14 protein-coding genes are annotated in these 16,535 nt (G+C 70.7%); 7 read left to right on the top strand and 7 right to left on the bottom strand.

Annotated features, from left to right (window positions below):
* Window positions 1-7: 7 nt before the first annotated feature.
* The 4 genes from OHO27_RS23720 to OHO27_RS23705 all read right to left on the bottom strand — a co-directional run bounded on the left by OHO27_RS23720 (window position 8) and on the right by OHO27_RS23705 (window position 4,625).
* A complete protein-coding gene (locus tag OHO27_RS23720) occupies window positions 8-1,630 on the bottom strand; it encodes a protein kinase domain-containing protein (protein WP_328426994.1) in 1,623 nt (540 codons plus the stop codon).
* A 109-nt stretch (window positions 1,631-1,739) separates the two neighbouring features.
* A complete protein-coding gene (locus OHO27_RS23715) occupies window positions 1,740-2,612 on the bottom strand; it encodes a GNAT family N-acetyltransferase (RefSeq protein ID WP_328426993.1) in 873 nt (290 codons plus the stop codon).
* Between the two features lie 121 nt (window positions 2,613-2,733).
* Entirely contained in the window at window positions 2,734-3,381 is a 648-nt protein-coding gene (locus tag OHO27_RS23710; RefSeq protein ID WP_328426992.1) for a GNAT family N-acetyltransferase, read from the bottom strand.
* An 8-nt stretch (window positions 3,382-3,389) separates the two neighbouring features.
* Window positions 3,390-4,625, bottom strand: a complete 1,236-nt coding sequence (locus OHO27_RS23705) for an RNA-guided endonuclease InsQ/TnpB family protein (protein WP_328426991.1) — start codon at window positions 4,623-4,625, stop codon at window positions 3,390-3,392.
* Window positions 4,626-4,648: 23 nt separating this feature from the next.
* On the opposite strand from OHO27_RS23705, the gene tnpA reads away from it, so the two are divergent.
* Window positions 4,649-5,077, top strand: coding sequence for an IS200/IS605 family transposase (gene tnpA / locus OHO27_RS23700; protein ID WP_328426990.1), 429 nt, complete (start codon window positions 4,649-4,651; stop codon window positions 5,075-5,077).
* Between the two features lie 95 nt (window positions 5,078-5,172).
* Here the strand turns inward: tnpA and OHO27_RS23695 are convergent, their stop codons facing one another.
* Both OHO27_RS23695 and OHO27_RS23690 read right to left on the bottom strand, forming a co-directional pair.
* Window positions 5,173-5,580, bottom strand: a complete 408-nt coding sequence (locus OHO27_RS23695) for a Zn-ribbon domain-containing OB-fold protein (protein ID WP_328426989.1) — start codon at window positions 5,578-5,580, stop codon at window positions 5,173-5,175.
* Between the two features lie 27 nt (window positions 5,581-5,607).
* Window positions 5,608-6,054 (bottom strand): DoxX family membrane protein, encoded by a 447-nt coding sequence (locus OHO27_RS23690; RefSeq protein WP_328426988.1) that lies wholly within the window; start codon window positions 6,052-6,054, stop codon window positions 5,608-5,610.
* A gap of 186 nt (window positions 6,055-6,240) precedes the next feature.
* Here OHO27_RS23690 and OHO27_RS23685 point away from each other — a divergent pair, with 186 nt between their 5' ends.
* The 6 genes from OHO27_RS23685 to OHO27_RS23660 all read left to right on the top strand — a co-directional run bounded on the left by OHO27_RS23685 (window position 6,241) and on the right by OHO27_RS23660 (window position 15,071).
* Window positions 6,241-7,896, top strand: a complete 1,656-nt coding sequence (locus OHO27_RS23685) for a subtype B tannase (protein WP_328430522.1) — start codon at window positions 6,241-6,243, stop codon at window positions 7,894-7,896.
* Window positions 7,897-8,167: 271 nt separating this feature from the next.
* On the top strand, window positions 8,168-9,376 hold the full coding sequence (locus tag OHO27_RS23680; protein WP_328426987.1) for a flavin-containing monooxygenase: 1,209 nt from the start codon (window positions 8,168-8,170) through the stop codon (window positions 9,374-9,376).
* Between the two features lie 203 nt (window positions 9,377-9,579).
* Window positions 9,580-11,130 (top strand): flavin monoamine oxidase family protein, encoded by a 1,551-nt coding sequence (locus OHO27_RS23675; RefSeq protein ID WP_443059577.1) that lies wholly within the window; start codon window positions 9,580-9,582, stop codon window positions 11,128-11,130.
* A 132-nt stretch (window positions 11,131-11,262) separates the two neighbouring features.
* Window positions 11,263-13,488, top strand: a complete 2,226-nt coding sequence (locus OHO27_RS23670; protein ID WP_328426986.1) for an acetate--CoA ligase family protein — start codon at window positions 11,263-11,265, stop codon at window positions 13,486-13,488.
* A 55-nt stretch (window positions 13,489-13,543) separates the two neighbouring features.
* Complete coding sequence (locus OHO27_RS23665) at window positions 13,544-14,365, top strand: enoyl-CoA hydratase/isomerase family protein (protein WP_328426985.1); 822 nt, start codon at window positions 13,544-13,546, stop codon at window positions 14,363-14,365.
* 76 nt (window positions 14,366-14,441) lie between these two features.
* Window positions 14,442-15,071 (top strand): flavin reductase family protein, encoded by a 630-nt coding sequence (locus tag OHO27_RS23660; RefSeq protein ID WP_328426984.1) that lies wholly within the window; start codon window positions 14,442-14,444, stop codon window positions 15,069-15,071.
* 122 nt (window positions 15,072-15,193) lie between these two features.
* On the opposite strand, the gene OHO27_RS23655 is transcribed toward OHO27_RS23660, so the two are convergent.
* Window positions 15,194-16,501, bottom strand: a complete 1,308-nt coding sequence (locus OHO27_RS23655) for an MFS transporter (protein WP_328426983.1) — start codon at window positions 16,499-16,501, stop codon at window positions 15,194-15,196.
* Window positions 16,502-16,535: the final 34 nt, after the last annotated feature.

The following is a 16,535-nucleotide window of genomic DNA, read 5'->3' as shown; positions in this document are numbered from 1 at the left end:
GTCGGCGTCAGTCGGGGAGGCGGATCCCGTTGACGGCGGTGTCGAAGACCGGGCGGTACTCGTCCCACTGCGCTTCCGGTGCGGAGAGGTAGATGGCGTACTGGGTGTTGTCGGCACCGTTGACGGCCAGTTCGACGCCCCGGTACCCCCGCACCCTGCCCTCGAAGGTGAACTCCCAGTACCCGGCGGTCCGCCCCCGGAACGTCGTGCGGCTCATCCTGACCCGCTCGTAGCCCGCGTTGTCGCGGCGCGTCTGGGGCTCCTCGGTGTCACGCCAGTGCTGGAGCGGATCGGACCCCGCGAACTCGACCACCTCGACCCGCAGGCCCACCAGCCCGGACGGGTCGATGTAGGCGACTTCACCGGTGGTGGGCACCTTCGTGGCCTTCCAGCCGTCCGGCACGGGCACGGAGAAGCCCTGCCCGGCCTTCACCAGGTGGTAGCCGCTGGGAACCGGGGACGGGGCGGCGCTCGGCTTCGGGGAGGCGCCGGAGGTGTCAGGGGTGCCGGACGCGGACCGGGAGGGGGACGGGGCGGCGCCGCGCGAGGCGGCATCGTCCCAGGGCCGTAGCAGCACAGCGCCCGTCACGGTGGCGGCGATCACCACTGCGGAGGCGATCCACAGGGCCGTGCGGCGGCCCCGCTTACGCCCCGGCACGGCGGAGGCCACGTGAGGGGCGGTCGAGGTCGGGGCGGGGGTGGCGGTGGGGTTGGCGGTGGGGTTGGCGGTGGGGTTGGCGGTGGGGTTGGCCGTGAGGGTGGTACGCACCCGCTCCGGCCGCGTGGGCGGGTCGAGGGGGGCGGTCGCCCCGCCGGTCACCCTGCTCAGGAGGTGCTCGGCCTCCTGGGCGTCCATGCGCAGGCCGGGCTCCTTCACCAGCAGTCCCTCGATCACCGGGCCGAGGTCCTCGGCGCGGCGCGGGGGCTCGTGCGGGTCGGAGGCGATGGCGTACGCCGTCTCGAACGCCGTGTCCCGGCGGAACGGCGGCCGCCCCTCGACGGCCTCGTACAGCGTCGCTCCGAGCGACCACAGATCGCAGGCGGGGCCGGGCTCGGCGATCCCGCTGCGGAGGCGTTCCGGGGCGAGGTACTGGATCGAGCCGACGAGTTCCCCGGTCTTCGTCAGGGACGGGGTGCCGGACTCCACCGCAATCCCGAAGTCGGTGAGGACGATACGGCCGTCATGCCCGAGCAGCACGTTGGCGGGCTTGACGTCCCGGTGCAGCACACCGGCGTCGTGCGCGGCGCGCAACGCGGCGGCCATGTTGCGTCCGATCCGGGCGGCCTCGCCCGGCGACAGCGCGCCCTTCTCCTTCAGAACGTCACTGAGCGTGACCGAGGGGATGTACTCCATGACGATGCACGGCAGGCCCTCGTCGTCGACGACGTCGTGCACGACGATCACGTGGGGGTGGGTGATCCGGGCGGCGCTGCGGGCCTCACGGCGAGTGCGTTCGTAAAGCCGCTGGACCTCGTCGTCGTGCAGGTGCGGCGGGACATGCAGCTTCTTGAGGGCGACGTGCCGGTTGAGCAGTTCGTCCTCGGCCCGCCACACGGTGCCCATGCCGCCGCGTCCGACGCGCTCCACCAACTGGTAGCGGTTGGCTATGAGCCTTCCGAGATCGGACACCCTCCCCAGATCGGACACCGTGAGACCTACTTCTCCCCGTACACCTGAGCGCTTTTCGAACAGATTGCAGATGCACCATAGCGCGCGTGGATGCGACAGCCCGGGACGCCTAGAAGCCCCGGGCCCCCCGGAAGTCGTACGCCGCGAAGTCGGCCACCGCCCGGTACCCGATGCGCTGGTAGAGGCTGTTGCTCGTCTGGTTCGCGAGGTCCGTGAAGAGCAGTACCTCGCGCACCCCCGAGGCGAGCACGGCCCGGCTGACCTGGGCCGTGACCGCGCCCGCGTAGCCACGTCCGCGCAGGTGGGCCGGGGTGTAGACGGGGGCGACCCGGACCTGGCCGGCGACCACCGGGGTCACGCCGGCCATCGCGAGGGGGGTGCCGTCCGGGTCCTCCCAGAAGGTGATGCCTCCGTAGGAGATCCGTGAGTCGGCCCATGCGGGGGCGTCACGGGCGGCGTGGTCGCCGACGGCTTCGATGAACTCGCGGTACCAGCGCGTCAGTTGCTCCCGGTCCTCCTTGCCCGCGACCCGCGCCCGGCCCGCCGGAAGGGGCTGCGGCAGGGCCAGGTTGCCGAGTCGGTACAGGCGTTGGCTCTGGCTGACCGTGCCCCGGCCGCCCGCGTGCCGGCGCCAGGCAGTTGCGAAGGCCTCGGCGGTCTCGCGGGCCGCGATGACGCCGGGGACCGAGTGGCCGAGGGCGACCAGGTGGGCGGCGAGGGAGTCGGCCTCGTCGGGGGTGAGCGGGGTGACGTTCAGCCGGTAGGGCGGGGTGCGGAAGTAGGCGGCCCGTACCTGCCCGCCCACCTCCAGCACCCCGAAGACCGGCGCCTCGTCGCCGTACGCACGCAACCCGCTGGTGCGCAGCGTCTCGGTCACCGTCAGGACGACGGTGTGCAGATCGGGGCGTGAGCGCAGGAAGCCACCGGCGTGGGAGAGGAAGCCGGTGAGATCCTGGGTGCAGTACCAGTCGTCCGGGCGCATACCTCATGATCCCGCGCCCCGGCACCGACTGTGCACCCTTTTCCGCCGTGGACACCAAGCCGACACAAGACCCCACTCCCAGGCGGGGGTTGGGAGGCTTGCGGTTCACGGGTCCACGGGCCTACAGGTTGACGTCCGGGGCGGCATCGGGGTCCGTTTGCGGGGTCGGGTCCGGGTCCGTCGCCAGGCGGGCGTGCAGATGTACGTCCCGGTACGCGTCCTGCCGCCCCTCCTCCCACATCGCGCCCCGCAGGGTTCCCTCGTACCGGAACCCGCACCGCTCGCCGATACGGCAGGAGGAGTCGTGCCCGACGGCATGGCCGAGTTCGAGCCGGTACAGGCACAGGCCCGGCTCGGCGAGGGCCCACTGGGTGACGAGGGTGAGGGCGTGGGTGGCGACACGGCGGCCGCGGGCCTCGGGGAGCACCCAGTAGCCGACGCGGGCGGAGCGCATGACCCGGTCGATGACGTTGACGCCGATATGCCCGAAGGGGGTACCGGTCGACGCGTCGGTGACGCAGTACGACACGGAGGAGCCCTCCCGCATGTGCCGTGCCGCGTCACGCAGGGACTCCCGCGCGCTGTCGAGGTCGGTCCCGATGCTCAACGGAGTATTCCAGCGCCGGAAATCCGGGTCGCTGCGGCCCCTGAACCAAGTCGCGGCGTCGGCCTCGGAGTCCGGATCCCAGGGGCGCAGGCGCAGCCCGTGGCCGTGCAGGTCGGGATGGGGGTACGGGTGACTGGCGGGACGTATGTCGGCGTGAGGCATGCGGCCAGTCAACTACCCGGCCCTAAAGGGCCAGGCTTGGAGGTAGAGCCCAACTGGCTGCTGGGTTGTCTCCTCCGTCCAGCACCCTGAGCGGGTGCAGGGGCGTGTGACTCCGCCCCGCTTCGCCACAACTGCCGTGCACGTACGCGGATGTTGCGGGAGGCATTGCGGTCGGCGTGATCAACGAATCCGCATGACCGGCACGCGAACCGTCCCTGAGAGACACGGTTCAGTTTGTCTGTGTATCCGCACTCCGCACACGTGCGGGAGGTGTAGGCGGGGTCGACGAACAGCACGGGGACACCGGCCCTGCGGGCCTTGTACTCCACGAACTGTCCGAGCTGGGCGAAGGCCCAGGAGTGCAGCGCGACCCGTTGGGGCTTTCTCAGCCGTACCCGCTGGCGGATACCGGCAAGGTCTTCCATGCCGATTCCGCGCCCGGTGCGTTCAGCCTCGGTCACGATGCGCTTAGAGATGATGTGGTTGGTCTCGGTCGCTTTACGCTGCTCCTTGCGGCGCTGCCGCTTGAGGACCCGCTTGGCAGACTTGGTGCCCTTCTTCTGGAGCTTCGCCCGCAGGGCAAGCTGGCGCTTGCGGTAGCGATTCAGCCCGCGTCCAGCGTGGATCTTCCCGTCCGAAGTGGTGGCGATGTGGACAATGCCCAGGTCCACGCCGAGGAAATCGGTCGGCTCGTACTGCTCGGCCTCGGGGACTTCACACGTGGCGATGAGGAACCACCTGCCGTCACGGTGGACAAGATCAGACTCGCCCTTGCGGTGCTCGGCCAGCAGCTCGCGGGCCTGCTCGGAGCAGACGAACCGTACGCCCCGGATACGCCCGGCGGTGGTCCAGATACTGACGGTCTGCTCATCCACTTGCCAGCTGAGGCACCGGTCGTCATACGGCTGTGCCGCGTCCGGCCGGAAGCCGATCGGCTTTCCCTCTGCCCTGCGGCGGCGCTTCGACCCCGGCTTGCCGAGGTTCCCGTTTTGGATGTTCGCCGGCAGGGTGGTGTAGGCATCGGCGACCTTCCGCAGCACGTGCAGCGCGGGTTGCGGCGACAGTCCCCGGTCTTTGAGGTCGCGGTAGGCGAAGCCCTGCAACGCCTTGCGTGAGGTCTCACCTCGCTCGTGCGCCTGGCCCGACAGCCAGTTCGCCGCGGCGTTAGCCGCGCGCAGGGTGCACTCAAGTGCCGACGCCACCTCGGGTGTTGGCATGAGGCGAACCTGCACGACGAGCTTCATATGAATCATCGTAGAGCCTGTCTATGTCACCCGATTGGGAACCAAACCCTGATATCCGTAGGGGCCGCAGCGTCGTCTACACCCTTCATGTGCATCTGGTCTTTGTCCCGAAGTACCGGCGCGGAGTCTTCACCGACGAGATCCTGACGCGCTGCGAAGAGATCATGCGGGAGGTCTGCGAGAAGGCCAACGCCGAGCTGCGCGAGTTCAACGGCGAACTCGATCATGTCCACCTCCTCATCCACTACCCGCCGCAGGTCAAGCTGTCGACGCTGGTCGGATCGCTCAAGGGCGTGTCCGCCCACTACCTCCGCAAGGAGTACGCCGATCACATCCGCAAGTACCTGTGGGGCGCACACTTCTGGTCACCCTCATACTTCGCGGCCTCCGCCGGCGGAGCACCGCTGTCCGTTATCAAGGAGTACATCGAGCAGCAAAATCGCCCGCTGTAACGCAGGCATCAGAGCAGTCCAGGGAAGCCATTCCTCCCGAGCCCTAAAGGGCCGGGATTCCTGGCTAGATCATGTTGAACCTCGCACCGGTCAAGTCAGGCCGCGCGATACACCGGCTGGAACACCGGCACCCCGTCCCGGAAGACGACCGACAGCTCCAGCCCGGCCCGCAGCCGCCCGGCGTCCTCGCACTCCACGACCTCGGTCATCATCCGCGGCCCCTCGGCGAGATCGACGACGGCGGCGACGTACGGCGTCCGCTCCCCGAAGGGCGGCAGGTCGTTGCGGTGCACGACGGACCAGGTGTAGAGGGTGGCCCGGCCGCTCGCGGGCTCCCACGTCACGTCCTCGCTCCAGCAGTGGGGGCAGAACTCGCGGGGGTAGTGGTGGGCGCGTGCGCAGGCGCGGCACCTGCGGATGAGCAACTGCCCCTGCGCTGCCGCGTCCCAGTAGGTGCGGGTGAAGGCGTCGGCCTCCGGGATGTCGTATCGCTGCCCGCTCATCAGCGCTCCCCCATCAGAACAGACCCATCAGAACAAGCCCAGCGCGCTGTCCACCGACCACGACTGCCACGACATCCCGAACAGCGCGACCACCGAGATCAGCGCCATCATCGAGTTCTGCCCCTGCTCGCCCCAGTCGTGGATCATGAGGGTGAAGTAGAGGACGTTGAGCAGCAGCCCGCCGACGAGGGCGATCGGGGTCAGGAACCCGAGGATGAGCCCGAGCCCGAGGGCGAGCTCCGCGTACAGGACGACGTACGCCATCGTCCGCGGCCGGGGTGTCACGACGGCCGCGAAGCCGGACCGTACGGCGTTCCAGCGGTGCTTGGCCGCCACGTCTGCCGCCCAGGAGATCCCCGCCCCCTCGAACCAGCTCTTCTTGTCCTTGTGCCGCCAGCTCTCCAGCCACCACAGCCCGAGGCCTATTCGGAGCACGGCCAGCCATTCCGCACCTGTGAGCCAGATCGCGTCCATGAATCTGACGGTACGTCAGATAGGAGGAGCCTGACAATCGCCTGTGCATCCCGGATGAGTCCCCGCGGATTGTTGGCAATCTTGTCCACAGTTTGGCTAGGTTCGCAGAGACGCAAGCCGAGGACACCGAGTGAGCCGAGGGAGCCGGACGTGAGGCACAGGGCAGTCAAGCGCAGGAGCGTGGTCATGGGGATCGGGGCGGCCGCAGGGGTCGCGGCGGTCGGGGGTATCGCCCTGACCGCGAAGGCGTCGAGCGGGTCGAGCGGCACGAGCGCGTCCGGGTCCGCGGGGTCTTCGGGGCCTTCGGGGTCTTCGGGGTTGTCCTCGGCCGGCGCCCTGGTCTTCGACGAGGACGCCTACTCGACCCTGACGACGGCCATCACGGACGCCGACGGGGCCGAGCACGAGGTGGAGTACCGCTTCTACAAGGCGATCACCTACGTCGCGAAGCCGGTCGACGAGAAGTACCAGAGCCTGAACGTGAGCGTCCCCGTGAAGATCGACGGCACGGCCGTCGACGCCACCCGCGCCCCGATCCTGTTCGCCAACTCGGTCGGCGGCTACATGCCGTCGTCGGTCGCGGACGCGACGGGCGTGGGCGGGGGTGGCATGACCGGCATGCCGGGCGGCGGCGCGCCGAGCGCCTCCGCGTCGCCGAGCACCTCCGCGTCGGCCTCAGGTGAGGTCGCCTCGGGCGGCAACGGCATGGTGAACGCCCAGGGCGCGATGGTCAGCCTCCCGAAGCTGGCGCTCGCGGCCGGCTACGTCGTCGTCGAGCCCGGCGCTCGCGGCCGTACGCTCAAGAACTCCGCAGGCGAGTACTACGGCGTCGCCCCCGCGGCGATCGTCGACCTCAAGGCCGCCGTCCGGTACGTGCGGTTCAACAAGGGCCGCATACCCGGCAACGTCGACCGCATCGTCTCCTCCGGCACCAGCGCGGGCGGCGCCCTGTCCTCCCTGCTCGGCGCGTCCGGCGACAGCCCGCTCTACGACAAGTACCTCAAGGAGATCGGCGCGGCCGACGCGAGCGACGCCATCTTCGCGACCGGCGCCTGGTGCCCGATCACCGACCTGGAGCACGCCGACGACGCCTACGAGTGGAACTGGGGCTCAAACGCCACGAGTTCCGGCTCCAAGGTCGACCAGAGGGTGTCGAAGGAACTGGGCTCGCAGTTCGCCGAGTACCAGGCGTCCCTGAAGCTGAGGGGTCTCGGCGGCTTCGGCACGCTCACGGCCCGCAACTACGACGAGTACCTGGTCAAGCAGTACTTGGAGCCGTCGGCGACCACATACCTGGCGGCCCTGTCGAACGCGGACCGCGAGTCCTACCTCGCCTCCCACACCTTCATCACCTGGTCCGGCGGCAAGGCGGCCTTCTCCTGGGCCGACTTCCTCACGCACGTCGGCGCCCGCAAGAAGGCCGCGCCGTCCTTCGACGCCTTCGACCTGTCGACGGGCGAGAACAACCTGTTCGGCCTCGGCACCACCCAGGCCCGCCACTTCACGGCCTACGGCGTCAAGAACGACACCACGGGCCTGAGCAGCAAGCGGGTGGCGAGCGACATCCCCGACACGCTGCGGCTGATGAACCCGATGCCCTTCCTGGTCGCGAAGCCCAACCCGCACCGCACCAAGCACTGGTGGATCCGCCTCGGCACCAAGGACTCCGACACCTCCCACACCGTCTCCGCCAACCTCGCCGCCGCCGCACACACCCTCGGCGACGACGTGAGCCACCTCTACTACTGGGACGAGGGCCACGGCGCCAACTCGGACCCCGGCGACTTCATCGAGTGGATCGCCAGGATCAGCGGCCACCAGACCGAGCGAGCCGCCGGTTAGCCCCTCGGGCAGCCCTTTTCGAGGCCGGACAGCAGGCCCCTCAGGACGCGGTACCGGTTTCCCGTCATGACTCCGGGCACCGCCCCAGGACGCCGAGCCCCCGCCTACCCTTGAGGGCTCGGCGTCCTGTCATGCGCCCCCACCCCACCCTCACAACCAGGAGACCTACGCCACAGATCCCACCCACCCCTCCTACAGCCGTGATCGATCCGCAACCAATTCCGGTCTTGACCGAGACCCATCAACCGGCTGCGTGATTACGCTCCCGAACATGGCCGACTCCATAGCGTCCCCGACCCCCACGGACCGCCCCGTCTACGTCATCGGCGGCGGCCCCGGCGGACTTTCCGTCGCGCAAGCGCTGCGCGCTCGGGGACTGCGTGCGGTGGTGCTGGAGAAGTCGGACCGGGCCGGCGCCTCCTGGCGACGCCACTACGACCGGCTCCATCTGCACACCACCCGACGGCTGTCGGGCCTGCGCGGGCTGCCGATGCCGCGTCGGTTCGGGCGTTGGGTGGCCCGGGACGACGTGTCGCTCTACCTGGAGAAGTACGCGGAGTTCCACGACCTGGAGATCGTCACCGGCGTCGAGGTCTCCCGGGTCGAGCCCGCCCCCGACGGCACCGGCTGGCTGCTGCACGCCACCGGCGGCCGTGAACTGACCGGCGCCGCGGTCGTCGTGGCCACCGGCCACAACCACACCCCGCGCATCCCGGACTGGCCCGGCCTGGACACCTACAGCGGTGAGTTCCTGCACGCCGGCGAGTACCGCAACCCGGCGCCCTACGCCGACCGCGACGTCCTGGTCGTCGGCATCGGCAACACCGGTGCCGAGATCGCCGTGGACCTGGTGGAAGGCGGCGCCTCGCGGGTGCGGCTGGCCGTGCGTACGGTGCCGCACATCGTGCGCCGCTCCACCGCCGGGTGGCCCGCCCAGCGCACCAGCATCCTCGTACGGCGGCTGCCGGTCGGGCTCGTCGACCGGCTCGCCAAGCCCGTGGCGAAGCTGAGCGTGCCGGACCTGTCGGCCCAGGGGCTGCCGCGCCCCGAGACCGGGCTCTACAGCCGGGTCAAGGAAGGCGCGATCCCGGTCCTCGACGTCGGCCTCATCGACGCCGTACGCAAGGGCCGCATCGAGATCGTGGCCGCCGTCGACGGCTTCGAGGACGGGAAGGTCCTCCTCGCCGACGGCACCCGCGTCTCGCCGGACGCCGTCATCGCGGCCACCGGATACGTCCGCGCCCTGGAGGGCCTCGTGGGCCACCTCGACGTCCTCGACGCCCGCGGCAAGCCCCCGCTCGTCCAGGGCGCCCGGACCCCCGCCGGCGCCCCCGGCCTGTACTTCACCGGCTACACCAACCCCATCAGCGGCAACCTCCGCGAGATGGCGATCGACGCGCAGAAGATCGCGAAGGCCGTCGCCCGCGGTGCCGACGGTGACGCGGATGGCGGCCGACGGGTCTCCCGACTGCCGACCTGACCCTCTGACCCATCGCCCGGCGCCCTGCACTCTGCGCCCCTCCTGGGCTTCTCAGACCTCAACTCCATTACCCACACCCGGCGTTACTTGAGAGCCAGAAGTGACGCAAGGGCTGTACCGCGCCACGGCACGGAGCCAGAATGTGAGCCCTGTTCATCTTTTCGTTCCGGCTCCACTCCCTCTCGCTACGACGGAGGACGCACGTGGCAAGCGAAAGACAACTCCCCGGGGCTTCCGGGACTTCCCCCGCCCCCAAGGACTCCAAGTCCCTCAAGGCCCCCAAGCTCTCCCGGCGTTCCCTCCTCGGCGGCGCGGCAGCCGCAGCAGGTGCCGCGACTCTCACCGCGACCGGCGCCGGTACCGCCTCCGCGGCCACGCGCGACGTGGATGTCGCGATCGTCGGCGCCGGCCTGGCCGGCCTCACCGCGGCCCGCGATCTGGTGGCGGCCGGAAAGTCGGTCGTGGTTCTGGAGGCCCGCGACCGCGTGGGCGGCCGGGTGCTGGGCCTGGACCTGGCGGGCGGCGGCGTCACCGAGGGCGGCGGTGAGTTCATCGGCCCCACCCAGGACCGCATCAAGGCCCTCGCCGACTCCCTCGGCGTGGGCACCTTCACCACCTACAACACCGGCAACAACCTCCTCTACAAGGACGGCAGGAAGACCCCCTACGCCACCGACGGCATCCTCGGCGCGGTCCCGCCCATCGACGCGGCCGGCCTCGCCAACGCCGCGATCGTCCAGGCCACGCTCAACGACCTGGCCAAGAAGATCCCGGTCGACGCGCCCTGGACGGCGGCGAAGGCCGACGAGTGGGACCGGCAGACCTTCGAGACCTGGCTGCGCGCCAACGCGGTCATCCCGTCGGCCAAGTTCCTCTTCGACGTGGCCTGTACGTCGATCTTCTCGGCCGAACCCCGTGAACTCTCCTTCCTGTTCGTCCTCTTCTACATCGCCGCCGCCGGCAACGCGTCCACCCCCGGCACCCTGGAACGCCTCACCGAGACCGCGAACGGCGCCCAGGAACTGCGCTTCGCCGGTGGCTCACAACTGGTACCGGTCAAACTCGCCGCCACACTCGGCGACCGCGTGGTGCTGAGCGCCCCGGTGCGCACGATCGCCCGGTCCGGCGGCAGTTACGTCGTCACGGCCGACGGCATCACCGTCACGGCCAGAAAGGTCGTCGTCGCCGTACCCCCGCCCCTCGCCGCCCGCATCACCTACGCCCCGCTCCTCCCCGCCACCCGCGACCAGCTCACCCAGCGCCTGCCGATGGCCTCGGTCGGCAAGGCGATCGCGATCTACGACACCCCCTTCTGGCGCGCCGACGGCTTCAATGGCCAGGTCGTCAGCGACACCGGCGTCATCAGCTCCACCTTCGACAACTCCCCGCCCGACGCCTCCTACGGCGCCCTGATGGGCTTCATCGAGGCCGACGAGGCCCGCAAGCTGGACGCGGCAAGCGAGGCGGAGGTCCGGGCGGCCGTGCTGAAGGACTACGCGACGTACTTCGGCGAGAAAGCGGCCTCCCCCACCTCCTTCGTGCTGCAACGCTGGAACAACGAGGCCTACACCCGCGGCGGCCCCGTCTCCATCGCCGCACCCGGCGTCCTGACCCAGTACGGCCCCGCCCTGCGCGAGCCCGTCGGCGGCATCCACTGGGCCGGGACGGAGACCTCCACGCACTGGATGGGCTTCATGGACGGGGCGGTGCGGTCGGGAGAGCGGGTGGCGAAGGAGGTGCTGGCGGTGCTGTGAACGGGCTCCGCAGGCCGGTGCCTCCGACATCGCCGCCCAACTTTGTGTGCACAACCGTTCCTGACACGGTGTCAGTTCCTTTAATCTGACACTGCGTCAGTTAATCGCTGTCACACAGAAGCGGGCGGGCCGATGCTTGGATCAACCCACGGCACCCTCACCACCGACTCCCGCCGGGCCCGGGTCATCGCCTGTGGCGAGCAGCCCGGGCCCGCCGTCCACGGCCGGCCGGCCGAGGTCGACGATCTCGACGTCAGCGGCCGTCCGCTGTACTCCGCCGTGCCCGATCTGGGCCGCCTCTTCCGGCCGGAGTCGGTCGCCGTGATCGGCGCCTCGGACGCCGAGGGCCGGCCGAACACCGGTGTCACCCGCCAGTTGATCGCCTGGTCGGAGCGGGTCGGCGCCCGGCTCCACCCGGTGCATCCGAGCCGCGCTTCCGTCTTCGGCATCCCCTGCTTTCCTTCCGTCGCCGACCTGCCCGAGCAGATCGATCTCGCCGTGCTGCTGGTCGCCGACCCCCTTCCCGTGGTCGAGGAACTGGCCGAGGCCAAGGTGAAGTTCGCCGTCGTCTTCGCCGCCGGGTTCGCGGAGACTGGCGAGGAGGGCGCCGCGGCGCAGGGCCGGCTCACCGCCGCCGTCGAACGGTCCGGCATGCGGCTGCTGGGCCCGAACACCAACCTCAACGCCTTCGAGCGGTTCCGGGACGACCTGGAGGGCCCCGCGATCGCCCTGATCACCCAGTCCGGCCACCAGGGCCGCCCCGTCTTCGCCCTCCAGGAGCTCGGCATCCGTCTGACCCACTGGGCACCCACCGGCAACGAGGCCGACCTGGAGACCGCCGACTTCATCTCCTACTTCGCCGAGCAGCCCGACGTGGGCGCCATCGCCTGCTACGTCGAGGGCCTCAAGGACGGCCGCTCCTTCCTCCTCGCCGCCGATCGCGCCGCCCGCCGCAAGGTGCCCGTAGTCGCCGTGAAGGTGGGCCGCACCGAGACCGGCGCACGCACGGCCGCCTCACACACCGGCAAGCTGACCGGGGCGGACGCGGTGGTGGACGCGGCGATGCGGCAGTACGGGGTGATCCGGGTCGACGGCCTGGACGAACTCCAGGACACCGCCGCCCTGCTGGCCCGTGCGCGGCCGCCCCGCGCCGATGGCGTCGTCGTCTATTCGATCTCGGGCGGCACGGGCGCGCACTTCGCCGACCTGGCGACCGAGGCGGGGCTGCCACTGCCCGTGCTGAAGGAGGCCAAGCAGGCCGAGCTGCACCAGTGGATACCCGAGTATCTGAGCGTGGCCAACCCGGTCGACAACGGCGGGCATCCGGTCGGGGACTGGCGCGGCCGGAAGATCATCGACGCGATCCTCGACGACCCGCAGGTCGGCGTCCTGATCTGTCCTGTCACCGGGCCCTTCCCGCCGCTCAGCGACCGGCTCGTCCAGGACCTGGTGGACGCCGCCGAGCGGACGGACAAGCTGGTGTGCGTGGTGTGGGGGTCGCCGGTCGGCACCGAGCCGGCGTACCGCGATGTCCTGCTCGGCTCCTCGCGCGTGGCCACCTTCCGGACGGTGGCGAACTGCATCACCGCCGTCCGCGCCTACCTCGACCACCACCGCTTCGTCGCCGGCTACCGCTCCCCCTTCGACGAGGCCCCGCGCATGCCCTCGCCGTCCTTCCGCAAGGCGCAGGCACTGATACGCCCGGGCGAGCAGCTGAGCGAGCACTCGGCGAAGCAGTTGCTGCGGGCGTACGGGATCCGCGTCCCGCGCGAGCAGTTGGTGACCAGCGCGGCGGCGGCCGTACGGGCCGCGGGGCTGGTCGGCTACCCGGTGGTGATGAAGGCGTCCGGCGCACAGATCGCCCACAAGACCGAGCTCGGCCTCGTCAAGATCGGGCTGACTTCCGCCAGCCAGGTCCGGGACGCCTACCGGGAGTTGACTGACATCGCACGCTACGAGGACGTCTCCCTGGACGGTGTCCTGGTCTGCCAGATGGTCGAGCGGGGCGTCGAGATGGTCGTGGGCGCCACACACGACGAGCTGTTCGGACCGACCGTGACCGTCGGGCTCGGCGGGGTGCTCGTGGAGGTGCTGGGCGACACCGCGGTGCGGGTGCCGCCCTTCGGGGAGGAGCAGGCCCGGGACATGTGTGCCGAACTGCGCGGGCGGGCCCTCCTCGACGGGGTCAGGGGGCGGCCCCCGGCGGACCTCGACGCGCTCGTGGAAGTCGTCCTGCGTGTGCAGCGCATGGCGCTGGAACTCGGGGACGACCTCGCGGAGCTCGACATCAATCCGCTGATGGTGCTGCCCAGGGGGCAGGGCGCGGTCGCGCTCGACGCGCTGGTGGTGTGCCGCTGACATGCATGCCGACCGCACGAATACCGACCGCATCAACGCCAACGATGAGATGGACATGCCCGATTCCCCCCGTGTGCCCGGAAATCCCGTCGATTCATTGGTACAGCAGGCCACTGACAACCAGGTCTGCCGTATCACCCTCAACCGCCCCGAAACCCTCAACGCCATCACCCCTGACCAGCGAGAACGCATCATCGAACTGCTCACCGAAGCCTCCGCGGACCCTGCCGTGCGGGCCGTCGTACTGACCGGCACGGGCCGTGGCTTCTGCGCCGGCGCGGATCTGCGGGGCGGGTCGGCGGCCGGCGAACGGGTCCCGGGCGATGTCGCCCGCACGATCCGCCTCGGCGCCCAGCGGCTGATCTCGGCCGTACTCGACTGCGAAAAGCCGGTGATCGCCGCGGTGAACGGCACCGCGGCGGGCCTCGGCGCGCACCTCGCGTTCGCCTGCGACCTCGTACTGGCCGCCGAATCCGCCAAGTTCATCGAGGTGTTCGTGCGACGCGGCCTCGTCCCCGACGGTGGCGGCGCCTATCTCCTCCCCCGCCTCGTCGGCCCCCAGCGGGCGAAGGAACTGATGTTCTTCGGCGACGCGCTCACAGCCGCTGACGCGCAGCGGCTCGACCTCGTCAACCGGGTCGTGCCGGACGGGGAGTTGGACAAGACGGCCATGGAGTGGGCAGCCCGCCTCGCCACCGGCCCCACCCGCGCCCTCGCCCTCACCAAACAGCTCGTCAACGCCTCCCTCGACTCCGACCGCGCCACCGCCTTCGCGGCGGAGGCGGCCGCGCAGGAGATCAACATGACGACGGAGGACGCCCGGGAAGGGGTGGCGAGTTTCGTGGAGCGCAGGAACGCCGAGTACAGGGGTCGGTAGGGCGTGAAGAGTGCGGCCGTTCACCCCCGCACATCCCTTCCCATCTGACGAGTCGTCAGTTTCAATGGGAATCGTGATGGGACACGCAGGAATGGCCGCCGTCGCCGTCCGCTACCTCAGGTCGGCCGACGCACCGCCCGTAGAGGCGCTGCCGCGCCCGGCGCTGCGCTGTGTCGGCGAGGACGAGCGGGCGCCGATCCCGCAGGCGGAGTTCCGGCGGGTGCTCGGGAACTTCGCGTCGGGGGTGGCCGTTGTCACGGCACCTGCCACCGCCATCGCAACCGATCCACAAGTCACCGCCGACGCTCCTCAGGGCGCCGCCCCCGCCGGTTTCGCCTGCCAGTCCTTCTCGTCCCTCTCCCTCGACCCGCCTCTGGTCGCCTTCATGGTCGGCCGTACGTCGACGACGTGGCCGCGCATCGCCCGCGCGGGCGTCTTCTGCGTCAACGTCCTGAGCGCCGGCCAGGGCGAGTTGTGCCGCGCCTTCGCGATGAGCGGCACGGACAAGTTCGCGGGGGTCACGTACGACGCGGCCCCCGTGTCCGGCTCCCCCCGCCTCGCGGGCACGCTCGCCTGGATCGACTGCACGATCCACGCGGTGCACACGGGCGGCGACCACCTCATCGTCGTAGGGCGGGTGGACGCCCTGGGGGCGAGCGACGGCGACGAGGCACCGCTGCTGTTCCACAAGGGTCGGTTCATCTAGGCCGGGTGCCGCACCCCCGCGCCCCCGCACCCCCGCGCCCCCGCGCCCCCGCACCGCTGTACCGTCGGCCGCCCAACCGCACCGACCCTGCCGCCAGGCCACGGTCACCCCCGGCGAGGCCGTCACGCCGCCGCCACCGCCGGGGAAACCGGCCGTCGCCGGATCACCAGCGCCATCAGCGCCGCCGCCGCGCACAGCGCACCGGAGGCGTACCAGACCATGTCGTACGTCCCGAAGACGTCCCGCGCGACCCCGCCGAGGAAGGCCACCAGCGCGGCGCCGACCTGGTGGGAGGCGAGGACCCAGCCGAAGACGATGGCGCTGTCCTCGCCGTAGTGCTCCCGGCACAGGGCCACGGTGGGCGGGACGGTGGCGACCCAGTCGAGGCCGTAGAAGACGATGAAGAAGAGCATCGACGGGTGGACCGTGGCGGAGAGCAGCATCGGCAGGAACAGCAGGGAGACGCCGCGCAGGGCGTAGTAGACCGCGAGCAGTCGGCGTGAGTCGAAGCGGTCGGTGAGCCAGCCGGAGGCGATCGTGCCGACCACGTCGAACACGCCGATGACCGCGAGCAGCGAGGCGGCGGCCGGGACGGGCATGCCGTGGTCGTGGGCGGCGGGCACGAAGTGGGTCTGGATGAGGCCGTTGGTGGAGGCACCGCAGATCGCGAAGGTCCCGGCGAGCAGCCAGAAGGGGCCGGTGCGGGCCGCCGAGAAGAGCACCGTCACCGCCCGGCGAGCGGCACCCCGGGCGGGGGGCGGCTTGGGCACGAACTCCTTCGCGCCGTACGGCTTCACGCCCACGTCGGCCGGGTGGTCGCGCAGCAGCAGCCAGACGAAGGGGACCACCGCGAGGGCCGCGAGGGCGACCGTGACGGCGGCCGGGCGCCAGTCGCCCGCGTCGACCATCAGGGCCAGCACGGGCAGGAAGATCAGCTGGCCGGAGGCCGAGGCGGCGGTGAGGATGCCGGTGACCAGACCGCGCCGCTCGGTGAACCAGCGGTTGGTGACCGTCGCGGCGAAGGCCAGCGCCATCGAGCCGGTACCGAGGCCCACCAGCAGCCCCCAGCACAGCAGCAGTTGCCAGGCGGCCGTCATCCACACCGTCAGGCCCGAGCCGATCGCGATCATGGTGAGCGCGACCGCGACCACGCGCCGCATGCCGAAGCGGTCCATCAGGGCGGCGGCGAAGGGGGCGGTCAGGCCGTACAGGGCCAGGTTGATGGAGACGGCGGCCCCGATCGTGCCGCGCGACCAGCCGAACTCGTCGTGCAGCGGATCGATGAGCAGCCCCGGCACGGAGCGGAAGGCGGCGGCCCCGATGATCGTCACGAAGGCGACGGCGGCGACGAACCAGGCACGGTGGATACGGTTGCGACGGGGCCTCGGCGGGGTCCCGTCGACGGCGGCGGCTTCGGTTGTCTGCGTCACGACAACGAGCTTCGGGCCTGCGCCACCGCGGAGC

Source organism: Streptomyces sp. NBC_00443 (assembly GCF_036014175.1).
Lineage (GTDB): Bacteria > Actinomycetota > Actinomycetes > Streptomycetales > Streptomycetaceae > Streptomyces.
This window is presented reverse-complemented; position numbering and strand designations above follow the sequence as displayed.

Bases quoted from the DNA above. Each gene is read 5' to 3' on its own strand.
- OHO27_RS23715 (WP_328426993.1), bottom strand. From the start codon at position 2,612: ATGCGCCCGGACGACTGGTACTGCACCCAGGATCTCACCGGCTTCCTC.
- OHO27_RS23710 (WP_328426992.1), bottom strand. From the start codon at position 3,381: ATGCCTCACGCCGACATACGTCCCGCCAGTCACCCGTACCCCCATCCC.
- OHO27_RS23705 (WP_328426991.1), bottom strand. From the start codon at position 4,625: ATGAAGCTCGTCGTGCAGGTTCGCCTCATGCCAACACCCGAGGTGGCG.
- tnpA (WP_328426990.1), top strand. From the start codon at position 4,649: ATGTCACCCGATTGGGAACCAAACCCTGATATCCGTAGGGGCCGCAGC.
- OHO27_RS23695 (WP_328426989.1), bottom strand. From the start codon at position 5,580: ATGAGCGGGCAGCGATACGACATCCCGGAGGCCGACGCCTTCACCCGC.
- OHO27_RS23690 (WP_328426988.1), bottom strand. From the start codon at position 6,054: ATGGACGCGATCTGGCTCACAGGTGCGGAATGGCTGGCCGTGCTCCGA.
- OHO27_RS23685 (WP_328430522.1), top strand. From the start codon at position 6,241: ATGGGGATCGGGGCGGCCGCAGGGGTCGCGGCGGTCGGGGGTATCGCC.
- OHO27_RS23680 (WP_328426987.1), top strand. From the start codon at position 8,168: ATGGCCGACTCCATAGCGTCCCCGACCCCCACGGACCGCCCCGTCTAC.
- OHO27_RS23670 (WP_328426986.1), top strand. From the start codon at position 11,263: ATGCTTGGATCAACCCACGGCACCCTCACCACCGACTCCCGCCGGGCC.
- OHO27_RS23665 (WP_328426985.1), top strand. From the start codon at position 13,544: ATGCCCGATTCCCCCCGTGTGCCCGGAAATCCCGTCGATTCATTGGTA.
- OHO27_RS23660 (WP_328426984.1), top strand. From the start codon at position 14,442: ATGGGACACGCAGGAATGGCCGCCGTCGCCGTCCGCTACCTCAGGTCG.